Consider the following 23449-nt stretch of genomic DNA (forward strand, 5'->3'; position numbering starts at 1 on the left):
GGGTCGGGGAGTGCCGACCACGATCCGCGCGATGACCGCCGACGACCTGGCCGAGTCTTGGACGCTGGGCCGGTGGGCCTTCGGCGGCCCGGCCGAGGCGCCGCCGCAGGCGCTGCGGGCGCTCCCCGAGACGCACCGCTGGGGCGCCTACGACACGGCGACCGGCCGGCTGCTGGGCAAGGTCACCGACCACGAGGAGCACTCCTGGTGGGGCGGCCGCGAACTCGCGTCGGCGCACGTCAGCGGGGTCGCGGTGTCCCCGGAGGTGCGCGGCGGCGGGCTGGCCCGCCAGCTGCTCACCGCGGCGCTGGCCGCGGCCCGCGAGCGGGGTGCGGCGGTCAGCGCGCTGTACCCGACCGTGTCGGCGGCCTACCGGTCGCTGGGCTGGGAGGTCACCGGCGTGCTGGGGTCCGCGGTGCTGGACACCGCGGCGCTCCCGACCGCCCGCGAGCCCGGTGTCGTGCTCCGCACGGGGACGCCGGCCGACCGCGGTGCCCTGGTCGACCTCTACGAGCAGGTGGTGCGGGGGTACGACGGGCCGCTGACCCGCCGCGGCGGCCGCTGGGAGGTCCCGCCCCGCGAGGAGCAGCCCCTCGGCGACGGGGTGGACCTGCTGACCCTGGCCGAGGAGGACGGCGTCGTCACCGGTGCGCTGGCCTACGAGCGGGGCCGCGGCTACGGGCCCGAGGCGTCCCTCGACGTCAGCGACCTGCTGGCCACCACCCCGGCGGCGGCCCGCGCGCTGGTCGACGTCCTGGCCGGGTGGCGGACCGTCACGCGCACCGTCGACGTCCCCCTGCTGGCCGGCGACGCGGTGTCGGCGGTGCTGCCGCTGGAGCGGGCGACCGCCCGCGGCACCAAGGTCTTCATGCACCGGGTGGTCGACCTGCCCGCCGCGGTCGCCGGCCGCGGCTGGCCCGCGCACGTGCGGGGCACGGTCGACGTCCGGGTGGTCGACGACGTGGCCCCGTGGAACAGCGGCGCCTGGCGGCTGGAGCTGGCCGGCGGCGAGGGCCGGGCCACCCGCGGCGACGGCGACCCCGACCTGGTGCTCGGCCCCCGCGGGCTGGCCCTGCTGTGGACCGCCGCGGCCGGCGGCCGGGCCGTCGCCGACGCCGGTCTGGTCACCGGGCCCGGCGACCCCGCCGCGCTGGACCTGCTGGCCTGCGGCCGCCCCCCGCAGCTGCTCGACTACTTCTGAACCTGTGACGTCCTGAACGGCGGGCATGACCGGCGGTGCACCAGGGAAGTGCACCCGGCATGACCGTCCCGAACATCACCTTGAACAACGGTGTCGAGATCCCCCAGCTGGGCTTCGGCACCTACCAGATCGAGCCCGAGAACACCCGTGAGGCCGTGCGGACGGCGCTCGAGGTCGGCTACCGGCACATCGACACCGCCGAGATGTACGGCAACGAGAGGGAGGTCGGCGAGGGCTTCCGCGACTCCGGGCTGGACCGCGACGAGGTCTTCATCACCTCGAAGCTGAACAACGGCTTCCACGCCCACGACGACGCGCTCCGGGCCATCGACCAGACCCTGGCCGACCTGCAGGTCGAGCGGCTCGACCTGTTCCTGGTGCACTGGCCGCTGCCGGGCATCGACGTCGACTTCGTCGAGACCTGGAAGGCGATGGAGCAGATCTACCGCGACGGCAAGGCCCGCGCGATCGGCGTCTCCAACTTCCAGAGCAACCACCTCAACCGGCTGCGCGACCAGACCGACGTCACCCCCGCGGTCAACCAGATCGAGGTGCACCCCTACCTGACCCAGGACGAGCTGCGCGCCTTCAACGCCGAGCGCGGCATCGCCACCGAGGCCTGGTCGCCGATCGCGCAGGGCAAGGTCCTCGACGACGCCGAGATCGTCCGGGTCGCCGAGCGGCACGGCAAGAGCCCGGCCCAGGTGACCCTGCGGTGGGCCATCCAGCGCGGCGACATCGTGTTCCCGAAGTCGGTCACCCGCAGCCGGGTCGAGGAGAACTTCGCGCTGTTCGACTTCGAGCTCACCGACGAGGACATCACCGCGATCACCAGCCTGAACCGCGACGAGCGCACCGGCCCCGACCCGGACACCTTCAACTACATCCCGGGCTGACCCGCCCGCCCCTGGTCCAGCGTTGATCAGGGGAGCTGATCGAAGTCCGTCCTCCTCCGCCAGATCTGGTGCAGGAGGACGGACTTCGGCGCAGGAAGATGCTCAGTCGGCCGTCACGAAGTCGATGAGCTCCTCGACGCGCCCGATGAGCTCGGGCTCCAGGTCGGTCCAGGTGCGCACGCGGGCCAGGATCCGCTGCGCCCAGACGTAGCCGGTGTCGTCCTCCCAGCCCAGCCGCCGGCACACGCCGGTCTTCCAGTCCTCGCCGCGCGGCACGGTCGGCCACGCCCGGATCCCCACGACGGAGGGCTTCACCGCCTGCCAGATGTCGATGTAGGGGTGCCCGACCACCAGGGCGTGCGCGCCGGTGACCTGCGCGGCGATCCTCGACTCCTTCGAGCCGGTCACCAGGTGGTCGACCAGCACGCCCAGCCGGCGCCCGGACGCCGGCCGGAACTCGCGCACGATGCCCGGCAGGTCGTCCACGCCGTGCAGCGGCTCGACCACGACCCCCTCGATGCGCAGGTCGTGGCCCCAGACCTTCTCCACCAGCTCGGCGTCGTGCTTGCCCTCGACGTAGACCCGGCCCTGTCGGGCCACCCGGGCCCGGGCGCCGGCGACGTAGGTCGAGCCGGAGGCGCTGCGGGTGGGGGCGGCGGGCGCGGTGGCGCGCGGCCGGACCAGGGTGACCGGCCGGCCCTCGACCCAGAACCCCGGCCCGAGCGGGTAGCCCTTGACCCGGCCGAAGCGGTCCTCGAGGTGGACGACGTCCTTCTCGCAGCGCACCACCGCGCCGACGAACCCCGAGCTGGGGTCCTCGACGACCAGGTCCTTCTCCGCCTCGACCTGCACGGGCGGCTTCTTCACCGTGCGCGGGTGCACCAGGTCGTCGTACTGCGAGCGGGGAGGCACCCGGCCACGCTAGGCAGTCGCACCGGGCGGCTGCGGGCGCCACGCCGTAACCGGTCGTGACGGACCGGTCCACCGGTCAGAGGCGGCCGGCGTGCAGGTCGGCGACGCAGGCCGCCCACGGGCCGGCGGGGTCGCGGGGCCGGCGGGTGTGCCCGCGCAGCCCCGCCCGCGGCACCGGCCGCCCGCGCCGGCCGGGCGACCCCCGCCACCAGTCGGCCAGCAGCTGCGCCTGCTGCTCCAGCCCGTAGCCGGCCAGCGGGCGCACCGGCAGGTCGTAGGCGTAGGCGTCCCGCCCGGCGGAGTGCAGCACCTGGGTGAGCGCGGCGCGGGTGGTGAACGCCCGCGCGCCCAGGGCGTGCACCTGGCAGACGTGCACCAGCTCGTGCAGGAACGTGTGCGGGTCGGTCGACACCGGGTCGGCGAACAGGTCGGGGCCCAGGTTGACGGTGGTGCCGCCGTCCCACCGCGGCATGACGAACGGCCGGTCGCCGGCCCCGACGACGTCGGTGACGACCACCCGTCCCCGGGGCGGGAGCGCGTCGCCGAGCAGCTCGGCGCGCGCCCACGCCTCCTCGTCGGCGGTGAGCAGGCGCTCGCGCGCGCCGGCCGAGGCCAGCGCGGACGCGGCCACCGCCAGCAGCGAGTTCTCCGGTCCAGCGCCCCACAGCAGCCCCCCGGCCACCCGGGCGCCGGGGGCCGGCGTCCCGGTGGCGACCACGGACCCGAGGACCAACCCGGCGCCGGCGACCAGCCCGGCCGGGTGCAGGGCGCTGCCGGCGACCCAGGCCAGGACGGCGGGCAGGCGGCTCACCAGCGCAGCCTCGCACGACACGCCGGACCAGGTTTCGCCCGGAGCGGTTCCGAGAAAGCTTCCTGGGTCGGCGAGCAAGGTCCGGCTCCCGAACACCTCTCCCCAAGATCGAGGAGCAACTCCGTGATCAGCACCGAGAACATCGACCGCGTCATCGGCAGCGACGTCTACGACGCCGAGGGCGACAAGATCGGCAGTGCCACCGAGGTCTACCTGGACGACCAGTCCGGCCGGCCCGAGTGGGTCACCGTCAGCACCGGCCTGTTCGGCACCCGGTCCACCTTCGTCCCGCTGCGCGACGCCGACCTCACCGGCGACGGCGTGCGCGTCCCCGTCAGCAAGGCCGCGGTCAAGGACGCCCCGAAGGTGGACGCCGACCAGCACCTCTCCCCGCAGGAGGAGCAGGAGCTCTACCGCTACTACGGCCTGGGCACCACGGGCGGCACCACGGGCGGCGGCACCGGCGACGGCCTGGACGACCGCGGCACCCGGGTGGCCGGCGAGGCCCGGCTCGGCGACGACCTCGACGACCGCGGCCAGCACGCCCCCCGCCGCAGCGAGGACGGCGCCCAGGGCCGGGACACCTCCGGGCCCACCACGGACGACGCGATGACCCGCTCGGAGGAGCGGCTGCAGGTGGGCACCGAGACGGCCGAGGTCGGCCGCGCCCGGCTGCGCAAGCACGTGGTCACCGAGAACGTGACGACGACGGTGCCGGTCACCCACGAGGAGGTCCGCGTCGAGCGCGAGCCGATCACCGAGGCCAACCGCGGCGCCGCCCTCGACGGGCCGGACCTGTCCGAGGAGGAGCACGAGGTCGTCCTGCACGCCGAGCAGCCGGTGGTGCAGAAGGAGACCGTGCCGGTCGAGCGCGTGCGGCTGGGCACCGAGACGGTCACCGACCAGACCCAGGTCAGCGAGCAGGTCGCGCACGAGGAGATCGAGCAGGTCGAGGGCGGCACCGGCCGCGGCACCACCCGGTGAGCCCCTGGGCCGCCCGCCCGTGCACCGGGCGGGCGGCCCCACTGGTTGGCACCGGCCCGCTCGGGGCACCCCAGGACCCCGACCGCATGGAGGAGACCCCGTGACGCACAGCCAGGACCCCCGCACCCCCGACGCCACCGACGACCTGCTGACCGGACGGCACCGGGACGCCGCGGGGCGCGAGCACGACCTCGTCACCGAGGCCACCGCCGAGGCGGCCGCCGGGACCACCGGCCGCACGCCCACCGAGGAGGACCGCGGCACCGGGGTCGTCACCGACCGCTGACGCCCCGCAGGGGGTGGCACTGAGTGCCACCCCCTGGCATGCTGTGGCGCACAGCACAGCCGTCGTCGAGGAGGACGCCATGGCCAACCCCTGGTTCGAGACCGTCGCGGAGGCGCAACGGCGAGCCAAGCGTCGGCTCCCGGCCTCGGTCTACGGCGCCCTCATCGCCGGCTCCGAGCGCGGCCTGACCGTGGAGGACAACACCCGCGCCTACGGCGAGCTCGGGTTCGCCCCGCACGTGGCCGGTCTGCAGGGCGAGCGCGACCTGTCCGCCACCGTGATGGGCCAGCCCCTGTCGATGCCGGTGATGATCTCCCCGACCGGTGTGCAGGCGGTGCACCCGGACGGCGAGGTCGCCGTCGCCCGCGCCGCCGCCGCCCGCGGCATCACGATGGGGCTGAGCTCCTTCGCGTCCAAGCCGGTGGAGGAGGTCGCCGCGGCCAGCCCGCAGACGTTCTTCCAGATGTACTGGGTCGGCTCGCGCGACGTGCTGGTGCAGCGCATGGAGCGCGCCCGCGCCGCCGGCTGCGTCGGGCTGATCATGACCCTGGACTGGTCGTTCTCCATGGGCCGCGACTGGGGCTCCCCGGCGATCCCGGAGAAGATCGACCTGAGGACCGCCGTGCGGTTCGCCCCCGAGGTCGCGCTCAAGCCGCAGTGGCTGTGGACCTTCGCGAAGACCGGGAAGATCCCGGACCTCAAGACGCCGAACCTGGCCCCGCCCGGCGGCGGTGACGCCCCCACCTTCTTCGGCGCCTACGGCGAGTGGATGGGCACCCCGCTGCCCACCTGGGACGACGTCGCCTGGCTGCGCGAGCAGTGGGGCGGGCCGTTCATGCTGAAGGGCGTCATGCGCGTCGACGACGCCAAGCGCGCCGTCGACGCCGGCGTCACCGCGATCTCGGTGTCCAACCACGGCGGCAACAACCTCGACGGCACCCCCGCCCCGATCCGGGCGCTGCCGGCGATCGCCAAGGCCGTCGGTGACGAGGTCGAGGTCGTCACCGACGGCGGCATCCGCCGGGGCTCCGACGTCGTCAAGGCCCTCGCCCTGGGCGCCAAGGCCGCGATGATCGGCCGCGCCTACCTGTGGGGCCTGGCCGCCAACGGGCAGGCCGGCGTGGAGAACGTGCTGGACATCCTGCGCAGCGGCATCGACTCCGCCGTCCTGGGCCTGGGGCACCGCGACGTGAAGGACCTGCGGCCCGAGGACGTCGTCGTCCCCGCGGGCTGGCCCCGCGTGCTGGGCACCCCCGACCAGCAGCACGTGGTCTGACCGGCACCGCCTAGCGCAGCAGGTCCGCCCGCCAGTCGGCCTCGGGGTGCCGGCCACCGCGCCACCACGGGCGGACCAGCTCCAACCGGCTCAGCGCCCCGCCCCGGTCGGCCCACAGCAGTGCCACGTGGTTGCCGACCGGGGGCGTGCCGTCCAGCGCCAGCTGGGTGGTGGGCGCCTGCGCGTAGAACGCCCGCAGCGCCGCCGTGTCGGCCGGGGGCAGCTCGCCGTCCTCGGAGTACCAGACCCGGACGACGTCGGCCTCGGTGGTGATGATCAGCCCGCTCATCGGCAGGCCGAGGTTCTCCCCGGCCCCGTCCCCGACGTCGAAGGTCAGCTGCTCGCCGACCGACGCCGACCAGGGCAGCAGCTGCTCCATCGCGTGCCGGCGGACCAGCTGCCGGTCCAGGTGCGGGTCGGCGGCGCGCTGCCAGCCGTGCTGCCGGTGGATCTGCCCGCTGACCACCACCCCGGCGACCAGGGCCTCCTGCACCGCACGCAGCAGCGGCCGCAGCCGGGCCGTCGTCGCCTCCCGGGACACCTCCACGGTGGCGATCATGCCTGGCGGACGACGCTCAGCCCGGCAGCAGCACCGTGCGCAGCTCGTGCGCGCCGTCGGGACGGGTGATCTCGTAGAACCACCGGACGTCGCCGCCGGGCAGCGGCACCGCGTCGGCGTAGCGCAGGCCGCCGTCGGGGCCCTGCAGGTGCGGGCCGCCGGGCAGCGCCGTCCAGCCCGCGCCGTCGCGCACGGCGATGCCGGTGCGCTCCTCCCAGTTCTCCTCGGCGGTGGCCCGGCCGTCGTAGAGGGCGAACCCGTCGAGCACGGTGGTGAAGCGCACGCCGCGGGCGTCCCAGCTGCCCGGCGTGCCGGTGAGCGCGGTGCCCTCCCAGGTCCAGGCGACGCCGTCGGCGCTGACCGCGTGCTCGGTGGTCATCCGGTCGGTGGCGTCGGGGTCGTCCAGCGGGTGCACCGAGGCCCACAGGTGCCACCGCGCGCCGTCGTGCCGCAGGACCGGGTCCTTGACCGCGGACCCGGGCACCGGGCCGGAGGTGAGCACGGTGCGGGCGGGGGCGTCGGCCAGCTCCTCGGGGGTGGCGGCCTCCAGCAGGTCGACCCGCCAGTGCTTGGTGCCCGGCGTCGCGCAGCTGACGTAGAGCCGCCACCGGCCGTCGGGGGTGTGCACGAGGGCGGGGCGCTCGAGGGAGTCGCAGGCGAAGGACTCGCGGCGCACCGTGGCCACCGGGGTGAACCGCACCCCGTCGGCGGACCGGCCGACCACGTTGGCGAACCCGCGGCCCTCGCCGACCGGACGGCGCAGCCGCCAGGCCAGCCACCAGGTGCCGTCCACGAACTGCGCGCTCGGTCCGCCGGCCCAGGAGCCGGGCCGGGGGTCCTCCGGTGCGGCCACCAGCGCGGCGTCGGCCAGGAAGCGGTCGACGTCGAGGAGGCGGTCGACGTCCAGCGGCAGCGTCACGACCCCGAGTCTGCCTGCCGGGCCGCGGCCCGGCTGGCGTAGTCGCCCCGCCCGGTGTCGGCGCGCCAGTCGGCGAAGGACTCCCCGGTGACCTCCTCGAGCAGTGCCACGTCGTCGAGCACCCGGGCCTGCACCGCGCGGCGCACCTCGACCGGCAGCGGCGGCCGCCGCACCGCACCGGCGTGCAGCGCGGCCAGCAGCGGCCGGCTGGCCTGCCGCCAGACCTGCGGCGGCACGTGCGCGCCCGCGGCGGCGCCGGCGCGGGCCAGCCGGGCCAGCGCCCGGTACCGCGGGGTGTCGGCGACGTAGGGCTTGACGTTCTCGGGCGGGACGGCGCGGGCCACCCCGGTGCGCACCCCGAGGAACTCGCTCACCCGGTCCAGCGTGCGGGCCTGCTCGGAGACCACCTCGCGGAACCGGAGCACCAGCAGCTGCTCGCGGGGGACGAGGGTCAGCAGGTGCTGCAGCTGCTCGCCGTAGCGGCCCATCCGGGTGTAGTGCCAGAACGGTGCCCACCCGTCGGCCACCCGCTGGTCCTCCAGCTCCACGGCGCGGCCGAAGTCGGGCTCGGGCTCCAGGCCGTCGGCGCGCAGGTGCACCCAGTTCGAGATCGCCCGGTCCACCGGGTCGCGCACCACCGCGACCACCTTGACGTCGGGGACGTCGGCGACCAGCCGGCGCTGGGCGGCCCGGTCGTAGAGGTAGAACGGCGTGCTCTCCCCGCGCACCGCGTCGGCCGGCGCCCGGTCGAACAGGGCCAGGTAGCGGTCCCGACGCCAGACCCACTCCTGCGCGCTGTGCGCGTCACCGGGGCCCCGCTGGGTGCGGGCCGGTGGCGGGCGCCCGTCGCAGAGGTAGAACTTCGGCTCCTTGACCGGCGACAGGTACAGCTGCGGGTGGGTGGCCAGCGCGGCGTGCAGCGCCGTCGTCCCCGCCTTGGGTGCGCCGGCCAGGACGAACTGCGGCAGCCGTTCGGTCATGCGGGGTCCAATCGGTAACCGCGGCCACGGACGGTGACCAGCTGGTGCGCGGCGCTGCCGAGCTTGGCCCGCAGCCGGGCCACGTGCACGTCGACGGATCGGACGCCGGTGGTCGTGCCCGCGCCCCACACCGACGCGAGCAGGGCGGCGCGGGCGACCACCCGGCCGTCGGCCGCGGCCAGGGCGGCCAGCAGCTCGAACTCCCGCACGGTCAGGGACAGCCGGCGCCCGGCCACCGTGGCGACGTGCGCGGCGGGCCGGACGACGAGCGGGCCCAGCTCGTGGACGTCGTCGACCGGGGCGGGCGGGGCGGCGGGTGCGAGCAGCGCGGCGAGCGGAGCCAGCTGCTCGGGCGTGGGCGGCAGCAACCGGCCGTCCTCGGTGAGCACCAGCAGCGCGACCGGCGCCGAGCCGGGCGGTGCGGGCAGCGCACGCAGGTGGGGCGACGGAGCCGGCAGGGGGAGGGACAGAGCAGCGGACATGCGGGTCTCCAGCAGCGGAGGAGGGTCGGGGGACGGCGGTGGCGCGTCAGGGCCGACAGCTGCTGGAGCCCACCCGGGCGAGGTCGACGTGCAGACGCCGGCTCAGGGTCGGGTGGCTCACGGCGCATTCCTACCATCCCCACCGGTTCACTGGGGAATGGCCGCGGGTGATCCCGACCGCTTTCCCTACCAGTCTGGTGGACATTGCCGGGCGGCCCGGGCTACCGTCGGGGTCGGTCATGAGCGGCAGCGGCAAGCCCTGGCTCGCTGTCCGGCAACCCTCCTCCGCGGCGGGGTGCCCCAGGTGATGACCCGGCGAGCCGCGCCCGCGGCCCGCAAGCGCGGTACCCGGTCGGCGGCGCCGACCCGGAGCTCGTACCGCCGAGCCGCCCGGAGGAGCACGTGCCCCACCCCCCGATCCACCTCGTCGCCGCCCTCGACGGCGCCGGCTGGCACCCCGCCGCCTGGCGCGAACCCGGCGCCCGGCCGGCCGAGCTGCTGACCGCCGGCTACTGGACCGACCTGGTGCAGGAGGCCGAGCGCGGCCTGCTGGACGCGGTCACCCTCGAGGACGCCTTCGCCCTGCAGTCCGACGACCCCTTCGTCGCCGACGACCGCACCGACCGGGTCCGCGGCCGGCTGGACGCGGTGCTCGTGGCCTCCCGGGTCGCGCCGACCACCCGGCACATCGGCTTCCTGCCGACCGCCGTGGTCACCCACACCGAGCCCTTCCACCTGTCCAAGGCCATCGCCACGCTGGACTACGTGAGCTCCGGCCGGGCCGGCGTCCGCGTGCAGGTCGCCGCCCGGCCCGACGTGGCCGCCCACCTCGGCCGCCGTGAGCTGCCGCCGGTCGACCGGGACGCGGTCGCCACCGCACCGGTGGTCGTCGAGCTGTTCGACGAGGCCGCCGACTACGTCGAGGTCCTGCGCCGGCTCTGGGACAGCTGGGAGGACGACGCGGAGATCCGTGACGCCGCCACCGGACGGTTCGTCGACGTCGACAAGCTGCACTACATCGACTTCGAGGGCCGGCACTTCTCCGTCCGCGGGCCCTCGATCACCCCGCGGCCGCCGCAGGGCCAGCCCCTCGTCGCCGCCCTCGGCCACGCCGAGGTGCCCTGGCGGCTGATCGGGCGCTCGGCCGACCTCGGCTTCGTCACCCCCACCGACGCCGCGGACGCCACCCGCCTGGTCGACGCCGTCCGCACCGAGCAGGCGGCCGCCGGCCGGGCGGAGGAGACCGTGCACGTGTTCGGCGACCTGCTCGTCGTGCTCGACGACGACGCGTCCGCCGCGGCCGACCGGCTGGCCCGGCTCGACGAGGTCGCGGGGGCGCCCCTGCGCAGCGACGCCCGGGTGTTCACCGGCACCCCCGCCCAGCTCGCCGACCTGCTGCTGGAGTGGCAGCGGGCCGGGCTGACCGGCTTCCGGCTGCGGCCCGCCGTCCTGCCCGACGACCTGGCGCGGATCACCCGCGACCTGGTGCCCGAGCTGCAGCGCCGCGGCGCCTTCCGCACCGGGTACGAGGCCGCGACCCTGCGCGGGCTGCTCGGCCTGGGCCGCCCCGCCAACCGCTACGCGAACGCCTGAGGAGACCGCCGTGCCCAAGCAGATCCACCTCGCCGCGCACTTCCCCGGCGTCAACAACACCACCGTGTGGAGCGACCCCTCCTCGGGCAGCCACATCGAGTTCGACTCGTTCCGGGAGTTCGCCCAGATCGCCGAGCGCGGGAAGCTGGACTTCATCTTCCTGGCCGAGGGCCTGCGGCTGCGTGAGCAGAACGACCGCATCTACGACCTCGACGTGGTCGGCCGGCCCGACACCTTCACCGTGCTGGCCGCCCTGGCCGCCGTCACCGACCGCATCGGGCTGACCGGCACGATCAACTCCACCTTCAACGAGCCCTACGAGGTGGCCCGGCAGTTCGCCAGCCTGGACCACCTCTCCGGCGGGCGGGCCGCCTGGAACGTCGTCACCTCCTGGGACGCGTTCACCGGCGAGAACTTCCGCCGCGGCGGGTTCCTCGCCCAGGGCGACCGGTACGACCGGGCGCGGTCGTTCCTGCAGACCGCCACCGAGCTGTTCGACTCCTGGCGCGGCGACGAGGTCGTCGCGGACAAGGACGGCGGCACCTTCCTCGCCGACCCGCACCCGGGGACCTTCGCCCACCGCGACCGCTTCTTCGACATCAGCGGCCAGTTCGACGTGCCGCGCAGCCCGCAGGGCCGCCCGGTCGTGTTCCAGGCCGGCGACTCGGACGAGGGCCGGGACTTCGCCGCCGCCTCGGCCGACGCGATCTTCTCCCGGCACAGCACGCTCGAGGCCGGCCAGGCCTTCTACGCCGACGTCAAGGGCCGCCTGCCCCGGTTCGGCCGCGGCCGCGACGAGCTGCTCATCCTGCCCGCGGCCACCTTCGTGCTCGGCGACACCGAGGAGGAGGCCGCGGAGCTCGCGCAGCAGATCCGGCTGGCCCAGGTCTCGCCCGCGACGGCGATCAAGTTCCTCGAGCAGCTGTGGAACCGCGACCTGTCCGACCACGACCCCGACGGCCCGCTGCCCTCGGTCGACCCGGTCGTCGGGGAGAACACCATCGCCCGCGGCCGGGCCAGCGTGCGCATGCACCGCGACCCGGTGGCCACCGCGCAGGAGTGGCGGGCCAAGGCCGAGGCCGAGCACCTCACCACCCGCGAGCTGATCGTCGAGGTGACCGGCCGGCAGTCCTTCGTGGGCACGCCGCAGACGGTCGCCGACACCATCGACCGGTACGTGCAGGCCGACGCCAGCGACGGGTTCATCCTGGTCCCGCACATCACCCCGGGCGGGATGGCGCCCTTCGTGGACCGGGTGGTCCCGCTGCTGCAGGAGCGCGGGGTGTTCCGGGCCGACTACGAGGGGACGACGCTGCGCGACCACCTCGGTCTGCCCCTGCGCGGCGCCGGCGGGGCCTCGGCGGTCGCCTCCTGAGCACTCAGCGCAGGAGGGGGAGGACCTCCTCGCCGACCCGCCAGGCCTCCTCCAGGTGCGGGTAGCCCGAGAGCACGAACCCCTCGAACCCCAGATCGCGTACTCGGGGATCCGCGCGGCGACACCGCGCCCAGGTGGTCCAGGGTGGGCCGGCGGCGCAGCGCGGCGGCGTCGTGCCCGCGGTCGGTGGTGGCCGGGCCGACGTCGCGGCTGTCGCCCCGGGTGGGCAGGGACCAGTGCATCTCCACGGCTTTGCTCCACCATGCCGATCGGGATTGTCTGCTAGCGTTCCGGGCAGGTCACGAGTGCCAGCGCGAAGCCCCGGCTCGCTGGCCGGCAACCCTTCCACCGCGATGGGGTGCTCCGGGTGACGACCTGGCGGCTGCGCAGCGCAGCCGCAAGCGCGGGCCCCACGGGCCCTGGAACGCCAGGAGTGCACCGATGTCCCTCACCCTCGACTGCCGCCCGACCGCCGCCCTGCTCCCGACCCTGGGGTCGCAGGTCCCGCTGGTCACCGGCGGGTCGGTCGACTACGCCAACCTCGACGTCGCCGCGAGCGCCCCCGCCCTGGCGCCGGTCGCGGCCGCGGTCGCCGAGGCGCTGCCGGGCTACGCCAGCGTGCACCGCGGCGCCGGCTACCTCTCGCAGGTCTGCACCGCCCGCTACGAGTCCGCCCGCGACACCGTCGCCGCCTTCGTCGGCGCCCGCGAGGACGACGTGTGCGTGCTGACCCGCAACACCACCGACAGCCTGTCGCTGCTGGCCGGCTGCCTGCCCGCCGACGGCGCCGTCCTCGTCCTGGACGTCGAGCACCACGCCGACCTGCTGCCCTGGCAGCAGCGCTCCCGCGACCTGTGCGACGTCCTGGTCGCCGCCCCGACCGTCGCCGGGACGCTGGACCTGCTCGCCGACGCGCTGGCCGCCCGCCGGTACGTGCTGGTCGCGGTCACCGGTGCCTCGAACGTGACGGGGGAGTCCCTGCCGCTGCGCCGGGTGGCCGACCTCGCGCACGCGCACGGCGCGCTGCTGGTCGTCGACGGGGCCCAGCTGGTGCCGCACCGCCGGTTCTCCCTCGCCGACACCGGGGCCGACTGGGTCGCCCTGTCCGGCCACAAGCTCTACGCGCCGTTCGGCACCGGTGCGCTGGTCGGCCGGCGCGACTGGCTGGACACCGGCCGCCCGTACCTGCCCGGCGGCGGTGCGGTCGGCCAGGTCGACCTCGACGCGACCACCTGGGTGCCGGCCCCGCACCGGCACGAGGGCGGGTCGCCGAACGTGCTCGGCGCCGTCGCGCTGGCCGCCGCGTGCGACGCCCTGGCCGCGCTGGCGCCGGGCGAGCTGGAGGAGCACGAGCGCCGGCTCCGCGCCCGCCTGGTGGAGGGCCTGACCGCCGTCGACGGGGTGCGGCTGCTGCGCATCTGGTCGGACTCGGTGGACCCGACCGGCGTCGTCTCCTTCACCGTCGAGGGCGCCGACCCGGGCCTGGTGGCGGCGTACCTGTCCGCCGAGCACGGCATCGGCGTCCGCGACGGCCGGTTCTGCGCGCACCCGCTGCTGGCCCGGCTCGGCGTCCCCGGTGGCGCGCTGCGGGCCAGCGTCGGCGTCGGCACGTCCTCGGACGACGTCGACCGGCTGGTGGCCGCCATCACCCGGTTCGTCGCCGACGGACCGGGAACCACCTACGCGGTGGTCGACGGCCGGCACCAGCCGGTCGGCGACCCCCGCCCGGCCGCCGACGCCGCCGCCCGAGGTGCCGGGTGCGGCCCGGCCCGGTGAACTGATCCCCGAACTCCCGCCGAACCCCGGCGGAGCACCGTCTTCCAACCAGAGGAGATCCACCATGGCCACCCGGCCCAAGGCGAGCGTCGTCCCCTTCACCAACCACGCTGAGGGGACCGGCGTCGGCCAGAGCGTCACCGTCGGCGGCGACGCCGGCCACGTGTTCGAGGTCGACACCTACCCGGCCTTCGGCGGCGCGGACGCCAAGCCCAGCCCGCTGTCCTACGTGCTGGGTGCGCTGACCTCGTGCAACCAGATCACCGCCTCGATCGTGGCCAAGGAGCTGGGCGTGACCCTGGGCTCCTGGACCTTCGACGTGCAGGGCGACCTGGACACCGCCGTCATGGTCGGCGGCGAGGAGGGCAACGCGAACTTCGACGCCGTCACCGTGCGCGCCACCGTGCAGACCGACGCCGACGACGAGACCTTCGAGAAGCTGAAGGCCGACACCGAGCGCCGCTGCCCGGTCACCCAGCTCTTCCAGCGCTCCGGGCTGGAGTACACGAGCGAGTGGACCAAGGCCGCGCTCTGACCGACCGCTGGTGCTGGCCGAGCCCGATCCCGGCCAGCACCAGCGCCACCCCGGCCCACTGCCGGACGCCCAGCACCTCGCCGAAGGCCAGGCAGCCCAGCGCGACGCCGGTCAGGGGGTTGAGCAGCCCCACCAGGCCGACCGTGCCGGTGGGCAGGTGGGCCAGGCCCGCGAACCAGCACAGGAACGCCAGGGCCGTGGCCACCACCGTCACGTAGCCGAACCCCAGCACGGTGGGGACGTCGACCGGCGGCCAGCCGTCGTCGGTCGCCCAGGCCGCCACCGCCAGCCCGGCGCCGCCGGCGAGCAGCTGCCAGGACGTGGTCGCGACCAGTCCTGGCGCGCCGGCGGTCCCGTCGCTCCACCGCCGCGCCAGCACGAACCCGACCGACGACGACACCATCGCCGCCACCGCGCACACCACCCCGACCGGGTCGACACCCGCGGCGCCGCCGAGCAGCAGCAGGCCCACCCCGACGACGCCGACCACCCCGCCGACCAGGTGGGCCGGCGCCGGGTGCTGGCCGAGCAGCGCCCAGGCCAGCAGGGTCAGCGCGACCGGCGAGGCGGCCATGACCGTCGACGCGACCGCCGAGGGCAGCAGCTGGGCGCTCTCGTAGACCAGCACGAAGAACAGACCGACGTCCAGTGTCCCCAGGACGGCGGAGCGCCACCACCAGGCGCCGCGCGGCAGCCGGCGGGCCACGGCGAGCAGCAGCAGGCCCGCCGGCAGGGCACGCAGCGCTGCGCCGGTGAGCGGCTGGTCGGGTGGGAGCACGTGGTGGGTGACCACGTAGGTCGAGCCCCAGGCGACGGGCGCGACGGCGGTGACCAGCGACCAGCGCCGAACATCTTCCATGGAAGACACAATGCCTTCCGTGGAAGGTATTGTCGAGGCCGTGGACCGCGTCGCGCAGATCCAGGCCGAGTGGGCGCGTGAGCGCCCCGACCTCGACGTCTCCCCGCAGGGGGTGATCGGGCGGCTGCACCGGCTCGCCGGGCACCTCACCGAGCAGCTCGTGGTGGTCTACCGCCAGCACGGGCTGGGCGAGGGCGAGTTCGACGTCCTGGCCACCCTGCGCCGGGCGGGCCCGCCGTTCGCCCGCGCCCCGGGGGAGCTGGCCGCGCACACGATGGTGACCACCGGGGCGATGAGCAAGCGGCTGGACCGGCTGGAGCGGGACGGACTGGTCCGGCGCACCCGCGACGAGGGCGACGGGCGCGGCCGGGTGGTCAGCCTGACCGACGCCGGGCGGCGGGTGGTGGACGCCGCGTTCGCCGACCACATGGCCAACGAGGCGCGGCTGCTGGCCGACCTGGACCCCGCCGACCGCGTCGCGCTGGAGGGGATCCTCACCCGCTGGCTCGCCCGCGTCGAGCCCCCGCCCGCCCAGCGTTGATCAGGTCCCCTGATCGAACTCCGTCCTCCTGCACCAGATCCGGCGCAGGAGGACGGAGATGGATCAACCTCCCTGATCAACGCTGGATCAGGAGGCGACCGAGGGGTTGAGCTCGGGGGCGTCCACGGCCTCGTCGGACAGGCCCCAGCGCGCCAGGGTCTCCGCGTAGGTGCCGTCGTCGAAGGCGTGCTGCAGCGACGCCTGCACCGCCTCCGCCAGCCCGTTGCCCTTCAGCGTCGTGGCCGCCACGTAGGTGGTGTTCGGCCAGCCGGCGTTGACCGTGCCCACGACCTCGATGTCCCCGACCGACTCCTGGTACACCGCGTTCGGGTTGGGCCCGATGTAGGTGTCCAGCCGGCCGGACTGGATCGCCAGCAGTGCGTCGGCCGCGCTGACGTAGTACTCCAGCGTCGCCGGGGCCTTGCCCTCGGCCTCGAGCTGGGCGTTCCAGTCGAGCAGGATGCGCTCCTGGTTGGTGCCCGAGCCCACGCCCACCGACAGGCCCGAGATGCCCTCGGCGTCGTCGATGGACAGGCCGCTGTCGGGGGCCGCGACGAAGGCCATGATCCCCTGCCGGTAGGTGGCGAAGTCGAACAGCTGCAGCCGCTCGGCGTTCACGCCCACGTTGGAGAACACCGCCTCCAGGTCGCCGGACTGCACCCCCAGCGGCCACGCCTCCCAGGTCGTGTTGACCACCTCGAGCTGCAGGCCCAGGCCGTCGGCGACCAGCTGGGCGATGTCGACCTCGCTGCCCACGACCGTGGTGTTGTCGTCGGCGAGGAAGCCCAGGGGCGGGTCGCCGGCGCCGGTGACGCCCACCCGCAGCACGCCGTCCTCGGCGATGGCCGCGGGCACCAGGGCCGCGGCGTCCGCGTCCTCGTCGGTGCGCACCCGGTCGGCCTGCTCCGGCGACGTGTCGACCACCAGCGCGGTGTCGGCGGGGGCGTCCGACGCCCGCGCGTCGGCCTCGATCTCCGCCGAGCTGGTGCACGACGTCAGCAGCAGGACGGCGGCCAGCGGCAGCGCACTGACCAGGGACGACAGCCGGGTGCGTTCCACGTGGAACCTCCTGGGGGTCACGAGCCGAGGCCCGGGGGGTTGAGCTGGGAGGAGTCGACGGCCTCGGCGGACAGGCCCCACCGGGCCAGCACCTGCGCGTACGTGCCGTCCTCGATCGTGTGCTGGATCGCCGCCTGGAAGGCCTGCGCGTACCCGTTGCCCTTGACCGTGGTCACCGCGATGTCGGCGGTGGCCGGCCAGCCGCCGCTGGTGGTGCCGGCGACCGCGAAGTCCTGCGGCGAGGTGGCCGCGCTGTAGGCGGCGGTGGGGTTGGGCCCGACGTAGGCGTCCAGCCGGCCCGACTGCAGGGCCAGGACGGCGTCGTTGTAGCTCTGGTAGTAGTCGATCGTGACCGGTGCGAGGCCGGCGTCGACGTTCTCCTGGTTCCAGGCCAGCAGGATCTGCTCCTGGTTGGTGCCGGAGGAGACGCCCACGGTGAGGCCGGCGATGTCCGGGGCCGAGGAGATGGACAGGCCGGAGTCGGCCTGCACCAGCCAGCCCAGGACGTCGGAGCGGTAGGTGGCGAAGTCGTAGAGCTGCTTGCGCTCCTCGGTGACCGTCACGTTGGAGATGACCGCGTCCACGTCGCCGGACTGCACCGACAGCGGCCAGTTCGACCAGTCGTTGACCACGAACTCGACCTGCAGGCCGAGCGCGTCGGCGAAGACCGTCGCGAGGTCGGTCTCGCTGCCGATGACCGTGGTGTTGTCGTCGGCGTAGAAGGCCAGCGGCACCGCGCCCTGGGTGACCGAGACGCGCAGCACCCCGTCGTCGAACGCACCGGCGGGCAGCAGGGCCACCGCCTCGGGGTCGACGGTGGAGTGGATGCGGTCCTGCTCGGGGCTGGTGTCCACGGAGATGGCGGTGCCGGAGGCGCCCGCGGCGTCGGTGCGGGCCTCCTCCTCGATCTCGGCGCTGCTGCTGCACGCCCCGAGGGCCAGGAGTGCGGCGGTGGCCAGGGACAGTGCGACGGTGCTGCGTCGCAGGTGTGCAGTCACGGGTGTGCTTCCTCTTCTGGGCGTGCTTCATCGACGGGCGGCGCGGTCGCGCCGTCCGGGTCCGGGGGGGTGGGGCTAGAGGACCTTGGCCAGGAAGGCCTTCGTCCGCTCGTGCTGCGGGTCGTCGAGGACCTGCGCCGGGGTGCCCTGCTCCACGATCCGGCCCTCGTCCATGAAGACGATCCGGTCGGCGGCCTGGCGGGCGAAGCCGATCTCGTGGGTGACCACGATCATCGTGGTGCCGGTGCGGGCCAGGTCGGTGATGACCGACAGCACCTCGCCGACGAGCTCGGGGTCCAGCGCCGAGGTGGGCTCGTCGAACAGCAGGACGGCGGGCTTCATGGCCAGCGCGCGGGCGATGGCCACCCGCTGCTGCTGGCCGCCCGAGAGCTGCCGGGGGTGCGCGCCGGCCTTGTCGGCCAGCCCCACCCGGGCCAGCAGCTCGCGGGCCTCGGCCTCGACCTCGCGCCGGTTGCGCCCCTGGGCGGAGACCGGAGCCTCGACCACGTTCTCCAGCGCGGTGAGGTGCGGGAACAGGTTGAAGGACTGGAAGACGAAGCCGAACCGGGTGCGCTGGCGCAGCAGCTCCCGCTCCTTGAGCTCGTGCAGCACGTCGCCCCGGCGGCGGTACCCGACCAGTTCGCCGTCCAGCGCCACGTAGCCGCGGTCGACGGTCTCAAGGTGGTTGATGCTGCGCAGCAGCGTCGACTTCCCCGAGCCCGACGGGCCGAGGACCACCGTCACGCTGCCGGGCTCCACCACGAGGTCGACGCCGTGCAGCACCTCGTGGGCGCCGAAGGACTTGTGCACGCCGTGCACCTCGACCCGCCCCGGGCGGGCGTCCACGGCGGTCACCGGGTCACCGGGTCCTGGCCGGAGGTGGACCGGACGCGGGCCAGGCCCGCGGTCAGGTTGCCGCGCAGCCGTTGCAGGGGTGTGGGCGGCAGCGTGCGCACCGCACCACGGGCGTAGTACCGCTCGACGTAGAACTGGATGACCGTGACCACCGTGGTCAGCACGACGTACCAGATCGCGGCGACCACCAGCATCGGCAGCACCCGCTGGGTGCGGCCGTAGATGACGCTCACGGTGTAGAACAGCTCGCCCAGCGCCAGCACGTAGACGATCGAGGTGCCCTTGAACAGGCCGATGACCTCGTTGACCGCGGTCGGCACGATGGTGCGCATCGCCTGCGGCAGCACGATGCGGGTGGACTGCCGGCGGCGGGGGATGCCGAGGCTCGCCGCGGCCTCGTGCTGGCCCTGGTCGACCGAGAGGATGCCGGCCCGCACGATCTCCGCGGAGTAGGCGGCCTGGTGCAGGCCGAGCCCCAGGATCGCGGCGCCGAACTTGTCGATCAGCGAGAGCGTCTCGAAGCTCGCGAAGGACGGGCCGAACGGGATGCCGACGTCCAGGGTCTGGTACAGGTAGGCGAGGTTGTACCAGAGCAGCAGCTGCAGGATCAGCGGCACCGAGCGGAACACCCAGGTGTAGCCCCAGCTCACCGCGCGCAGCAGCGGTGACTGCGACAGCCGCATGAGCGCCAGCACCGTGCCCAGCGCGAAGCCGAGGACGGCGGTGATCAGCGTCAGCTTGATCGTCATCCAGACGCCCTCGACGATCGAGACCTCGCCCAGGTAGGCCCAGACGACACCCCACTCCCACCGCGGGTTGGTGATCAGCGAGTTGGCCACCATGGCCAGCAGGACGGCGACGACGGCGGTGGCCGCCCAGCGCCCGGGGTGGCGCGCCTTGACCACCCGCAGGCCCTCGTAGGGGTTCGCCTCGGCGACGGGTCGGTGCTCCAGCAGGGTCATGGCAGGTCCTTGGTGAACGGGTAGATGCGCTCGGCGACCGGGAGGGTGCGCAGCGTGGCCAGGTCGGTGGGGCGGGGGCCGTCGAACAGCGGCGTGTAGCCGGCGGCGAGGTAGAGGTCGCGGGCCTCGGGCTGGCGCGGCCCGGTGGTCAGGAAGACCCGGCGGTGGCCGCGGGCGGCGGCGAGGGTCTCCAGCTCGTGCAGCACCCGGCGGGCCAGGCCACGGCGGCGGTGGGTGGCCGCCGTCCACATCCGCTTGACCTCGACGGTGCCGGCGTCGGCGTGCGGCATGAACGCGCCGCCGGCGACCGCCGCGCCGTCCTCGAGCAGCAGCACGAACGCGCCGAGCGGGTCGACGAACAGCTCGGCCGGGTAGCGGGTCAGCTCCTCGGCGGCGCCGCCGAACAGGTCGCCGTAGCGCCGGTCGTACTCGACGGCGAGCTCGGCGAACAGCGGCGCGGCCAGCGGGTCGTCGGGGTGCACGACGACGACCCGCAGGTCGGCGCCGGGCAGCAGGGATCGGGACATGCGAGGGCTCCAGCGGTCAGGACGGAGACCCCCCGCGGACGCGTCGTCCGGGGGAGCAGGGGGACCTGGGAACAGGTCAGCGACAGAGCGCGCTGTCGGTACGGACCAGGTCGATGACCGGCCGTCCGACCAGGAGGAGGGCAGGCAGCGCCGCGGACCGCGGTGCGGTCGGGTGCGTGTCCATGCCGGTCTCCTCGTCCCCCGCCGTGGGGCGGGGCTGCACTTGCGACGGACGGACGCCGTCGCCAGGTCGTCACCCGGGGCACCCCGCCGCAGCGGAGGGTTGCCGGCCAGCGAGCCGGGGCTTGTCGCTGGCGCTCAGGACCTGTGCGGGACCGTAGAACCGTCCAGGCCCCGACGTCAAATCCGATCGACTTGGTGGAGAATGGGCGGTGAGCCCGCCCCGGAGAGGAGGTCCGCCGTGCCCGCCCAGCCCCTGGTCCGCCGTCGGCACGTCGACCTGCGCCGGACCGGCAGCGCGCTGTGCCGGGGCTGCTGAGCCCCTGCGCCCCAGCCCGCCCGACCCCCGGAGCACCCCCGTGACCAGCACCTCCGCCCTGACCGCCGTCCTCGTCGGCGCCGGACCGACCGCCGTCGGCGTCCTGGACCGCTTGCTCGCCCACGCCGGTGGCCGCCCGCTCGAGGTGCACCTGGTCGACCCGCACCCGGCCGGCGGCGGCCGGATCTGGCGGACCGCCCAGTCCGACCTGCTGTGGGCCAACTCACTGGCCCGTGACATCACGGTGCTGCCCGACGCCTCCTCCACCGTGGCCGGTCCGGTCGGCCCGGGGACGACGCTGTCGGAGTGGGCGCAGCGCACCGGCGTCCCCCTGGACCGGGACGCCTTCCCGCCGCGCACGGTGGTCAACGCCTACCTGTCCTGGGTGCTGGAGTCCCTGGCCGCGGCGCCCGGGCTCACCCTGCACCGGCACATCGACCGGGTGGTCGACGTCGAGGAGCACCCGGGGGGCGTGCAGGTCCGGCTGGCCGGCGGCGACCGGCTGGACGCCGACGTCGTCGTGCTCGCCCAGGGCCACCTGGACCGCGAACCGGGTGCGGGCGAGCAGGCCCTGGGGGCGGCGGCCCGCGCGGCCGGGCTGACGCACGTGCCCACCGGCTACACCGCCGACCTGGACCTCGACGTGCTGCAGCCGGGGGAGGACGTGCTGGTGCGCGGGGCGGGCCTGGCCTTCGTGGACCTGGTCACCCTGCTCACCGGCGGCCGCGGCGGGCGGTTCGACGAGGTCGACGGCCGGCTGGTCTACCGGCCCAGCGGCCGCGAGCCGGTGCTGCACGTCGGCTCCCGCCGCGGAGTGCCCTACCGGGCCAAGCTGGGCTACCCGTGGGCCGGCCCGCCGGTGCCGCTGACCTACCTGACCCCCGACGCGCTGCGCGAGCGCTTCGGTGACCGGCCGCTGGACCTGCGCGCCGACCTCGCACCCGTGGTGGCCCGCGAGCTGGGCCGGGTCGCCGCCGCCGAGCTGTTCCGCGCCCACCCGGAGCGGACCCGCATGCCGTGGGCGGAGTTCGCCGCCCGGTACGACGCCGTCGAGGACGCCGCGGAGCTGTGGGCGGAGGCCGTGCCCGACCCGGCCGACCGGTTCGACCTGGCTGCGCTGGACCGCCCGCTGGCCGGGCGCCGGTTCGCCGACGGCGAGGCACTGCAGGAGTGGGTCCGCGACCACGTGCGAGCCGACCTCGCCCGGGCCGCCGACCCGGCCTTCAGCCAGGACCAGGCAGTGTTCACCGCGCTGCTGTTCACCCACGGCACGATCGCCGGGCTGGTGCGCGCCGGCCGGCTCACCGAGCGCAGCGAGCGCGAGGACGTCAGCGGCTGGTGGATGAACCTGTTCAGCTACCTGGCCAGCGGCCCGCCGTCCCCCCGGCTGCGCGAGCTGCTGGCCCTCAGCGAGGCCGGCGTCGTCCGGTTCACCGGCGCCGACACCGTCGTGACCCTGGAGGCCGGCCGCTGGGTGGCCCGCTCGGCCAGCACCGACGAGGTGGTCACCGCGACCGCGCTGGTCGAGGCGCGGGTGCCCGAGGTCGACCTGGCCGCCACCACCGACCCGCTGCTCACCGCGCTGCTGGGCCGGGGCCTGGCGGCGGAGAAGGGCGGCCGGCTGCACGTCGACGCCGGTTCCCGCCTGGTGGACGCCGGGGGACGGGCCTCGGAGCGGGTCTCGGCCGTGGGGTTCTGGACCTCGGGCGCGCAGGTCGCCGCGTTCGCCCGCCCCGGCACCGACGCGCCGTTCTTCCACCAGAACGACGCCCTGGCCGCGCGGCTGTGGCGGTCGGCACCGGTCGGCGCGGCCCGCGCCGCCTGACCCGGGCCCGGGGTCAGCGGTCGCGGTGGCGCTGCGCCCGTCGGGCCGCGGCGGCGCGCTTGCGGGCGGACTCCGCTGCCTGCCGCTGCTTCTGCGCCGCCTCGTGCGCGGCCTGCGCCGTGCCCGCCGGGTAGCCGGCCTTGACCAGCCGGTGCTCGGTGGTCTCGGGCATGTAGGCCAGCGAGAAGATCAGGCCGAGCGCCACCCCGCCGAGCGCGGCCATGCCCCGGATCCAGAACGGCCCGGGCACCAGCGTGAGCACCAGCGCGATGGGGATCGTCAGCTGGACCATCGCGCGCAGCACGTGCCGCAGCGCCCAGGTGCGGGTGGTGGTGTCGTGCAGCACCCAGGAGCGGTGCCTCGCCGGCAGGCCGCCGCCGAGGGCGTACCAGACCCAGCGCAGCGGGCCCGGCCGGACGACGGGCCCGGCCGCGCCCGGGTCGGTGGTCAGAGCGCCCCGGTCAGCGAACCCAGCACCGGCTCCCACTCCGCCACGGTGCTGGCGGCGACCACGCCGCGGACGCTGAACGGGTCGGCGTCGAGCCAGCCCTGCACCTGGGCCTCGTCGTCGGCGCGGAACAGCAGCAGCGCCCCGGCGGGGGCGCCGGCACCGAACGGGCCCGACAGCAGCAGGGACCCCGCGTCGGCGAGCTCGCGCAGGTAGGCCCGGTGCTCGGCGCGGACCTCGTCGCGCAGGGCGGTGTCCTCGGTGTAGCGGTAGGTCACGGCGACGATCACG

At 75.1% G+C, this 23449-nt stretch carries 26 protein-coding genes and 3 riboswitches; of the genes, 11 read left to right on the forward strand and 15 right to left on the reverse strand.

The genetic code is table 11. From position 1 onward, the window contains the following. Positions 1–31: 31 nt before the first annotated feature. Both BLT39_RS04475 and BLT39_RS04480 read left to right on the forward strand, forming a co-directional pair. Positions 32–1201 carry a GNAT family N-acetyltransferase gene (locus tag BLT39_RS04475; protein WP_242658160.1) on the forward strand — a complete coding sequence of 390 codons (1170 nt, stop codon included), beginning with the start codon at positions 32–34 and terminating at the stop codon, positions 1199–1201. Positions 1202–1260: 59 nt separating this feature from the next. Further along, positions 1261–2097: an aldo/keto reductase gene (locus BLT39_RS04480; RefSeq protein ID WP_091059595.1), complete on the forward strand. Its 837-nt coding sequence runs from the start codon at positions 1261–1263 to the stop codon at positions 2095–2097. A gap of 102 nt (positions 2098–2199) precedes the next feature. Here BLT39_RS04480 and BLT39_RS04485 read toward each other — a convergent pair whose 3' ends face one another. Next, positions 2200–3009, reverse strand: coding sequence for a DUF3097 domain-containing protein (locus BLT39_RS04485; protein WP_091059598.1), 810 nt, complete (start codon positions 3007–3009; stop codon positions 2200–2202). 76 nt (positions 3010–3085) lie between these two features. Then, the gene (locus BLT39_RS04490; protein ID WP_131801405.1) at positions 3086–3820 is read right to left on the reverse strand and encodes a hypothetical protein; all 735 of its coding nucleotides are present in this window, start codon (positions 3818–3820) and stop codon (positions 3086–3088) included. Positions 3821–3943: 123 nt separating this feature from the next. On the opposite strand from BLT39_RS04490, the gene BLT39_RS04495 reads away from it, so the two are divergent. The 3 genes from BLT39_RS04495 (at position 3944) to mftD (ending at position 6366) form a co-directional block, all read left to right on the forward strand. Beyond that, entirely contained in the window at positions 3944–4804 is an 861-nt protein-coding gene (locus tag BLT39_RS04495; protein ID WP_091059605.1) for a DUF2382 domain-containing protein, read from the forward strand. 100 nt (positions 4805–4904) lie between these two features. Further along, the gene (locus BLT39_RS04500; RefSeq protein ID WP_091059609.1) at positions 4905–5090 is read left to right on the forward strand and encodes a hypothetical protein; all 186 of its coding nucleotides are present in this window, start codon (positions 4905–4907) and stop codon (positions 5088–5090) included. Between the two features lie 43 nt (positions 5091–5133). Further along, positions 5134–6366 (forward strand): pre-mycofactocin synthase MftD, encoded by a 1233-nt coding sequence (mftD, locus tag BLT39_RS04505; RefSeq protein WP_242658161.1) that lies wholly within the window; start codon positions 5134–5136, stop codon positions 6364–6366. Positions 6367–6376: 10 nt separating this feature from the next. Here the strand turns inward: mftD and BLT39_RS04510 are convergent, their stop codons facing one another. Genes BLT39_RS04510 through BLT39_RS23480 form a run of 5 tightly spaced genes read right to left on the reverse strand, consistent with a single transcriptional unit; the run spans position 6377 to position 9427 of the window. Then, entirely contained in the window at positions 6377–6925 is a 549-nt protein-coding gene (locus BLT39_RS04510; RefSeq protein ID WP_091059614.1) for a hypothetical protein, read from the reverse strand. A gap of 16 nt (positions 6926–6941) precedes the next feature. Then, positions 6942–7844 carry a hypothetical protein gene (locus BLT39_RS04515; RefSeq protein ID WP_091059618.1) on the reverse strand — a complete coding sequence of 301 codons (903 nt, stop codon included), beginning with the start codon at positions 7842–7844 and terminating at the stop codon, positions 6942–6944. Further along, positions 7841–8824, reverse strand: a complete 984-nt coding sequence (locus BLT39_RS04520) for a sulfotransferase (protein WP_091059621.1) — start codon at positions 8822–8824, stop codon at positions 7841–7843. Before BLT39_RS04520 ends, BLT39_RS04515 begins: the two co-directional genes overlap by 4 nt. Further along, the gene (locus BLT39_RS04525; RefSeq protein ID WP_091059625.1) at positions 8821–9306 is read right to left on the reverse strand and encodes a winged helix-turn-helix domain-containing protein; all 486 of its coding nucleotides are present in this window, start codon (positions 9304–9306) and stop codon (positions 8821–8823) included. Before BLT39_RS04525 ends, BLT39_RS04520 begins: the two co-directional genes overlap by 4 nt. 46 nt (positions 9307–9352) lie before the next feature. Then, positions 9353–9427 carry a putative leader peptide gene (locus BLT39_RS23480; RefSeq protein WP_423221480.1) on the reverse strand — a complete coding sequence of 25 codons (75 nt, stop codon included), beginning with the start codon at positions 9425–9427 and terminating at the stop codon, positions 9353–9355. A 114-nt stretch (positions 9428–9541) separates the two neighbouring features. Continuing rightward, positions 9542–9654, forward strand: a riboswitch (SAM riboswitch). A gap of 54 nt (positions 9655–9708) precedes the next feature. On the opposite strand from BLT39_RS23480, the gene BLT39_RS04530 reads away from it, so the two are divergent. From BLT39_RS04530 to BLT39_RS04545, 4 genes are all read left to right on the forward strand, one after another. After that, positions 9709–10899 (forward strand): LLM class flavin-dependent oxidoreductase, encoded by a 1191-nt coding sequence (locus BLT39_RS04530; RefSeq protein WP_091059629.1) that lies wholly within the window; start codon positions 9709–9711, stop codon positions 10897–10899. A gap of 10 nt (positions 10900–10909) precedes the next feature. Further along, positions 10910–12274 carry an NtaA/DmoA family FMN-dependent monooxygenase gene (locus BLT39_RS04535; RefSeq protein ID WP_091059633.1) on the forward strand — a complete coding sequence of 455 codons (1365 nt, stop codon included), beginning with the start codon at positions 10910–10912 and terminating at the stop codon, positions 12272–12274. A 297-nt stretch (positions 12275–12571) separates the two neighbouring features. After that, positions 12572–12684, forward strand: a riboswitch (SAM riboswitch). Positions 12685–12715: 31 nt separating this feature from the next. After that, on the forward strand, positions 12716–14050 hold the full coding sequence (locus tag BLT39_RS04540; protein WP_091059636.1) for an aminotransferase class V-fold PLP-dependent enzyme: 1335 nt from the start codon (positions 12716–12718) through the stop codon (positions 14048–14050). 64 nt (positions 14051–14114) lie between these two features. Continuing rightward, on the forward strand, positions 14115–14585 hold the full coding sequence (locus tag BLT39_RS04545) for an OsmC family protein (RefSeq protein WP_091059640.1): 471 nt from the start codon (positions 14115–14117) through the stop codon (positions 14583–14585). On the opposite strand, the gene BLT39_RS04550 is transcribed toward BLT39_RS04545, so the two are convergent. Then, positions 14521–15444 (reverse strand): DMT family transporter, encoded by a 924-nt coding sequence (locus BLT39_RS04550; protein ID WP_091059643.1) that lies wholly within the window; start codon positions 15442–15444, stop codon positions 14521–14523. The genes BLT39_RS04545 and BLT39_RS04550 overlap by 65 nt on opposite strands. Positions 15445–15463: 19 nt before the next feature. On the opposite strand from BLT39_RS04550, the gene BLT39_RS04555 reads away from it, so the two are divergent. Next, a complete protein-coding gene (locus tag BLT39_RS04555) occupies positions 15464–15985 on the forward strand; it encodes a MarR family winged helix-turn-helix transcriptional regulator (RefSeq protein WP_242658162.1) in 522 nt (173 codons plus the stop codon). Between the two features lie 87 nt (positions 15986–16072). Here BLT39_RS04555 and BLT39_RS04560 read toward each other — a convergent pair whose 3' ends face one another. The 5 genes from BLT39_RS04560 to BLT39_RS04580 form a co-directional block, all read right to left on the reverse strand. Next, complete coding sequence (locus BLT39_RS04560) at positions 16073–17044, reverse strand: ABC transporter substrate-binding protein (RefSeq protein WP_091059651.1); 972 nt, start codon at positions 17042–17044, stop codon at positions 16073–16075. A gap of 17 nt (positions 17045–17061) precedes the next feature. Continuing rightward, positions 17062–18042 carry an ABC transporter substrate-binding protein gene (locus BLT39_RS04565; protein ID WP_091059655.1) on the reverse strand — a complete coding sequence of 327 codons (981 nt, stop codon included), beginning with the start codon at positions 18040–18042 and terminating at the stop codon, positions 17062–17064. 75 nt (positions 18043–18117) lie between these two features. Further along, complete coding sequence (locus BLT39_RS04570; RefSeq protein WP_091059659.1) at positions 18118–18897, reverse strand: amino acid ABC transporter ATP-binding protein; 780 nt, start codon at positions 18895–18897, stop codon at positions 18118–18120. Further along, positions 18894–19859, reverse strand: coding sequence for an amino acid ABC transporter permease (locus BLT39_RS04575; RefSeq protein ID WP_091059663.1), 966 nt, complete (start codon positions 19857–19859; stop codon positions 18894–18896). Before BLT39_RS04575 ends, BLT39_RS04570 begins: the two co-directional genes overlap by 4 nt. Then, positions 19856–20386, reverse strand: coding sequence for a GNAT family N-acetyltransferase (locus BLT39_RS04580; protein ID WP_091059666.1), 531 nt, complete (start codon positions 20384–20386; stop codon positions 19856–19858). Before BLT39_RS04580 ends, BLT39_RS04575 begins: the two co-directional genes overlap by 4 nt. Positions 20387–20600: 214 nt before the next feature. Beyond that, positions 20601–20712: riboswitch (SAM riboswitch) on the reverse strand. Positions 20713–20925: 213 nt separating this feature from the next. Between BLT39_RS04580 and BLT39_RS04585 the strand changes: the two genes are divergently transcribed. Then, on the forward strand, positions 20926–22710 hold the full coding sequence (locus tag BLT39_RS04585; RefSeq protein ID WP_091059667.1) for an FAD/NAD(P)-binding protein: 1785 nt from the start codon (positions 20926–20928) through the stop codon (positions 22708–22710). Positions 22711–22723: 13 nt separating this feature from the next. Here BLT39_RS04585 and BLT39_RS04590 read toward each other — a convergent pair whose 3' ends face one another. Together BLT39_RS04590 and BLT39_RS04595 are read right to left on the reverse strand one after the other, a co-directional pair. Next, positions 22724–23197: a DUF5313 family protein gene (locus BLT39_RS04590; protein ID WP_242658163.1), complete on the reverse strand. Its 474-nt coding sequence runs from the start codon at positions 23195–23197 to the stop codon at positions 22724–22726. Then, complete coding sequence (locus BLT39_RS04595) at positions 23158–23448, reverse strand: YciI family protein (RefSeq protein ID WP_091059670.1); 291 nt, start codon at positions 23446–23448, stop codon at positions 23158–23160. The genes BLT39_RS04590 and BLT39_RS04595 overlap by 40 nt, the downstream gene beginning before the upstream one ends. Position 23449 lies beyond the last annotated feature (1 nt).

It is taken from the genome of Klenkia brasiliensis (assembly GCF_900100695.1).
Lineage (GTDB): Bacteria > Actinomycetota > Actinomycetes > Mycobacteriales > Geodermatophilaceae > Klenkia > Klenkia brasiliensis.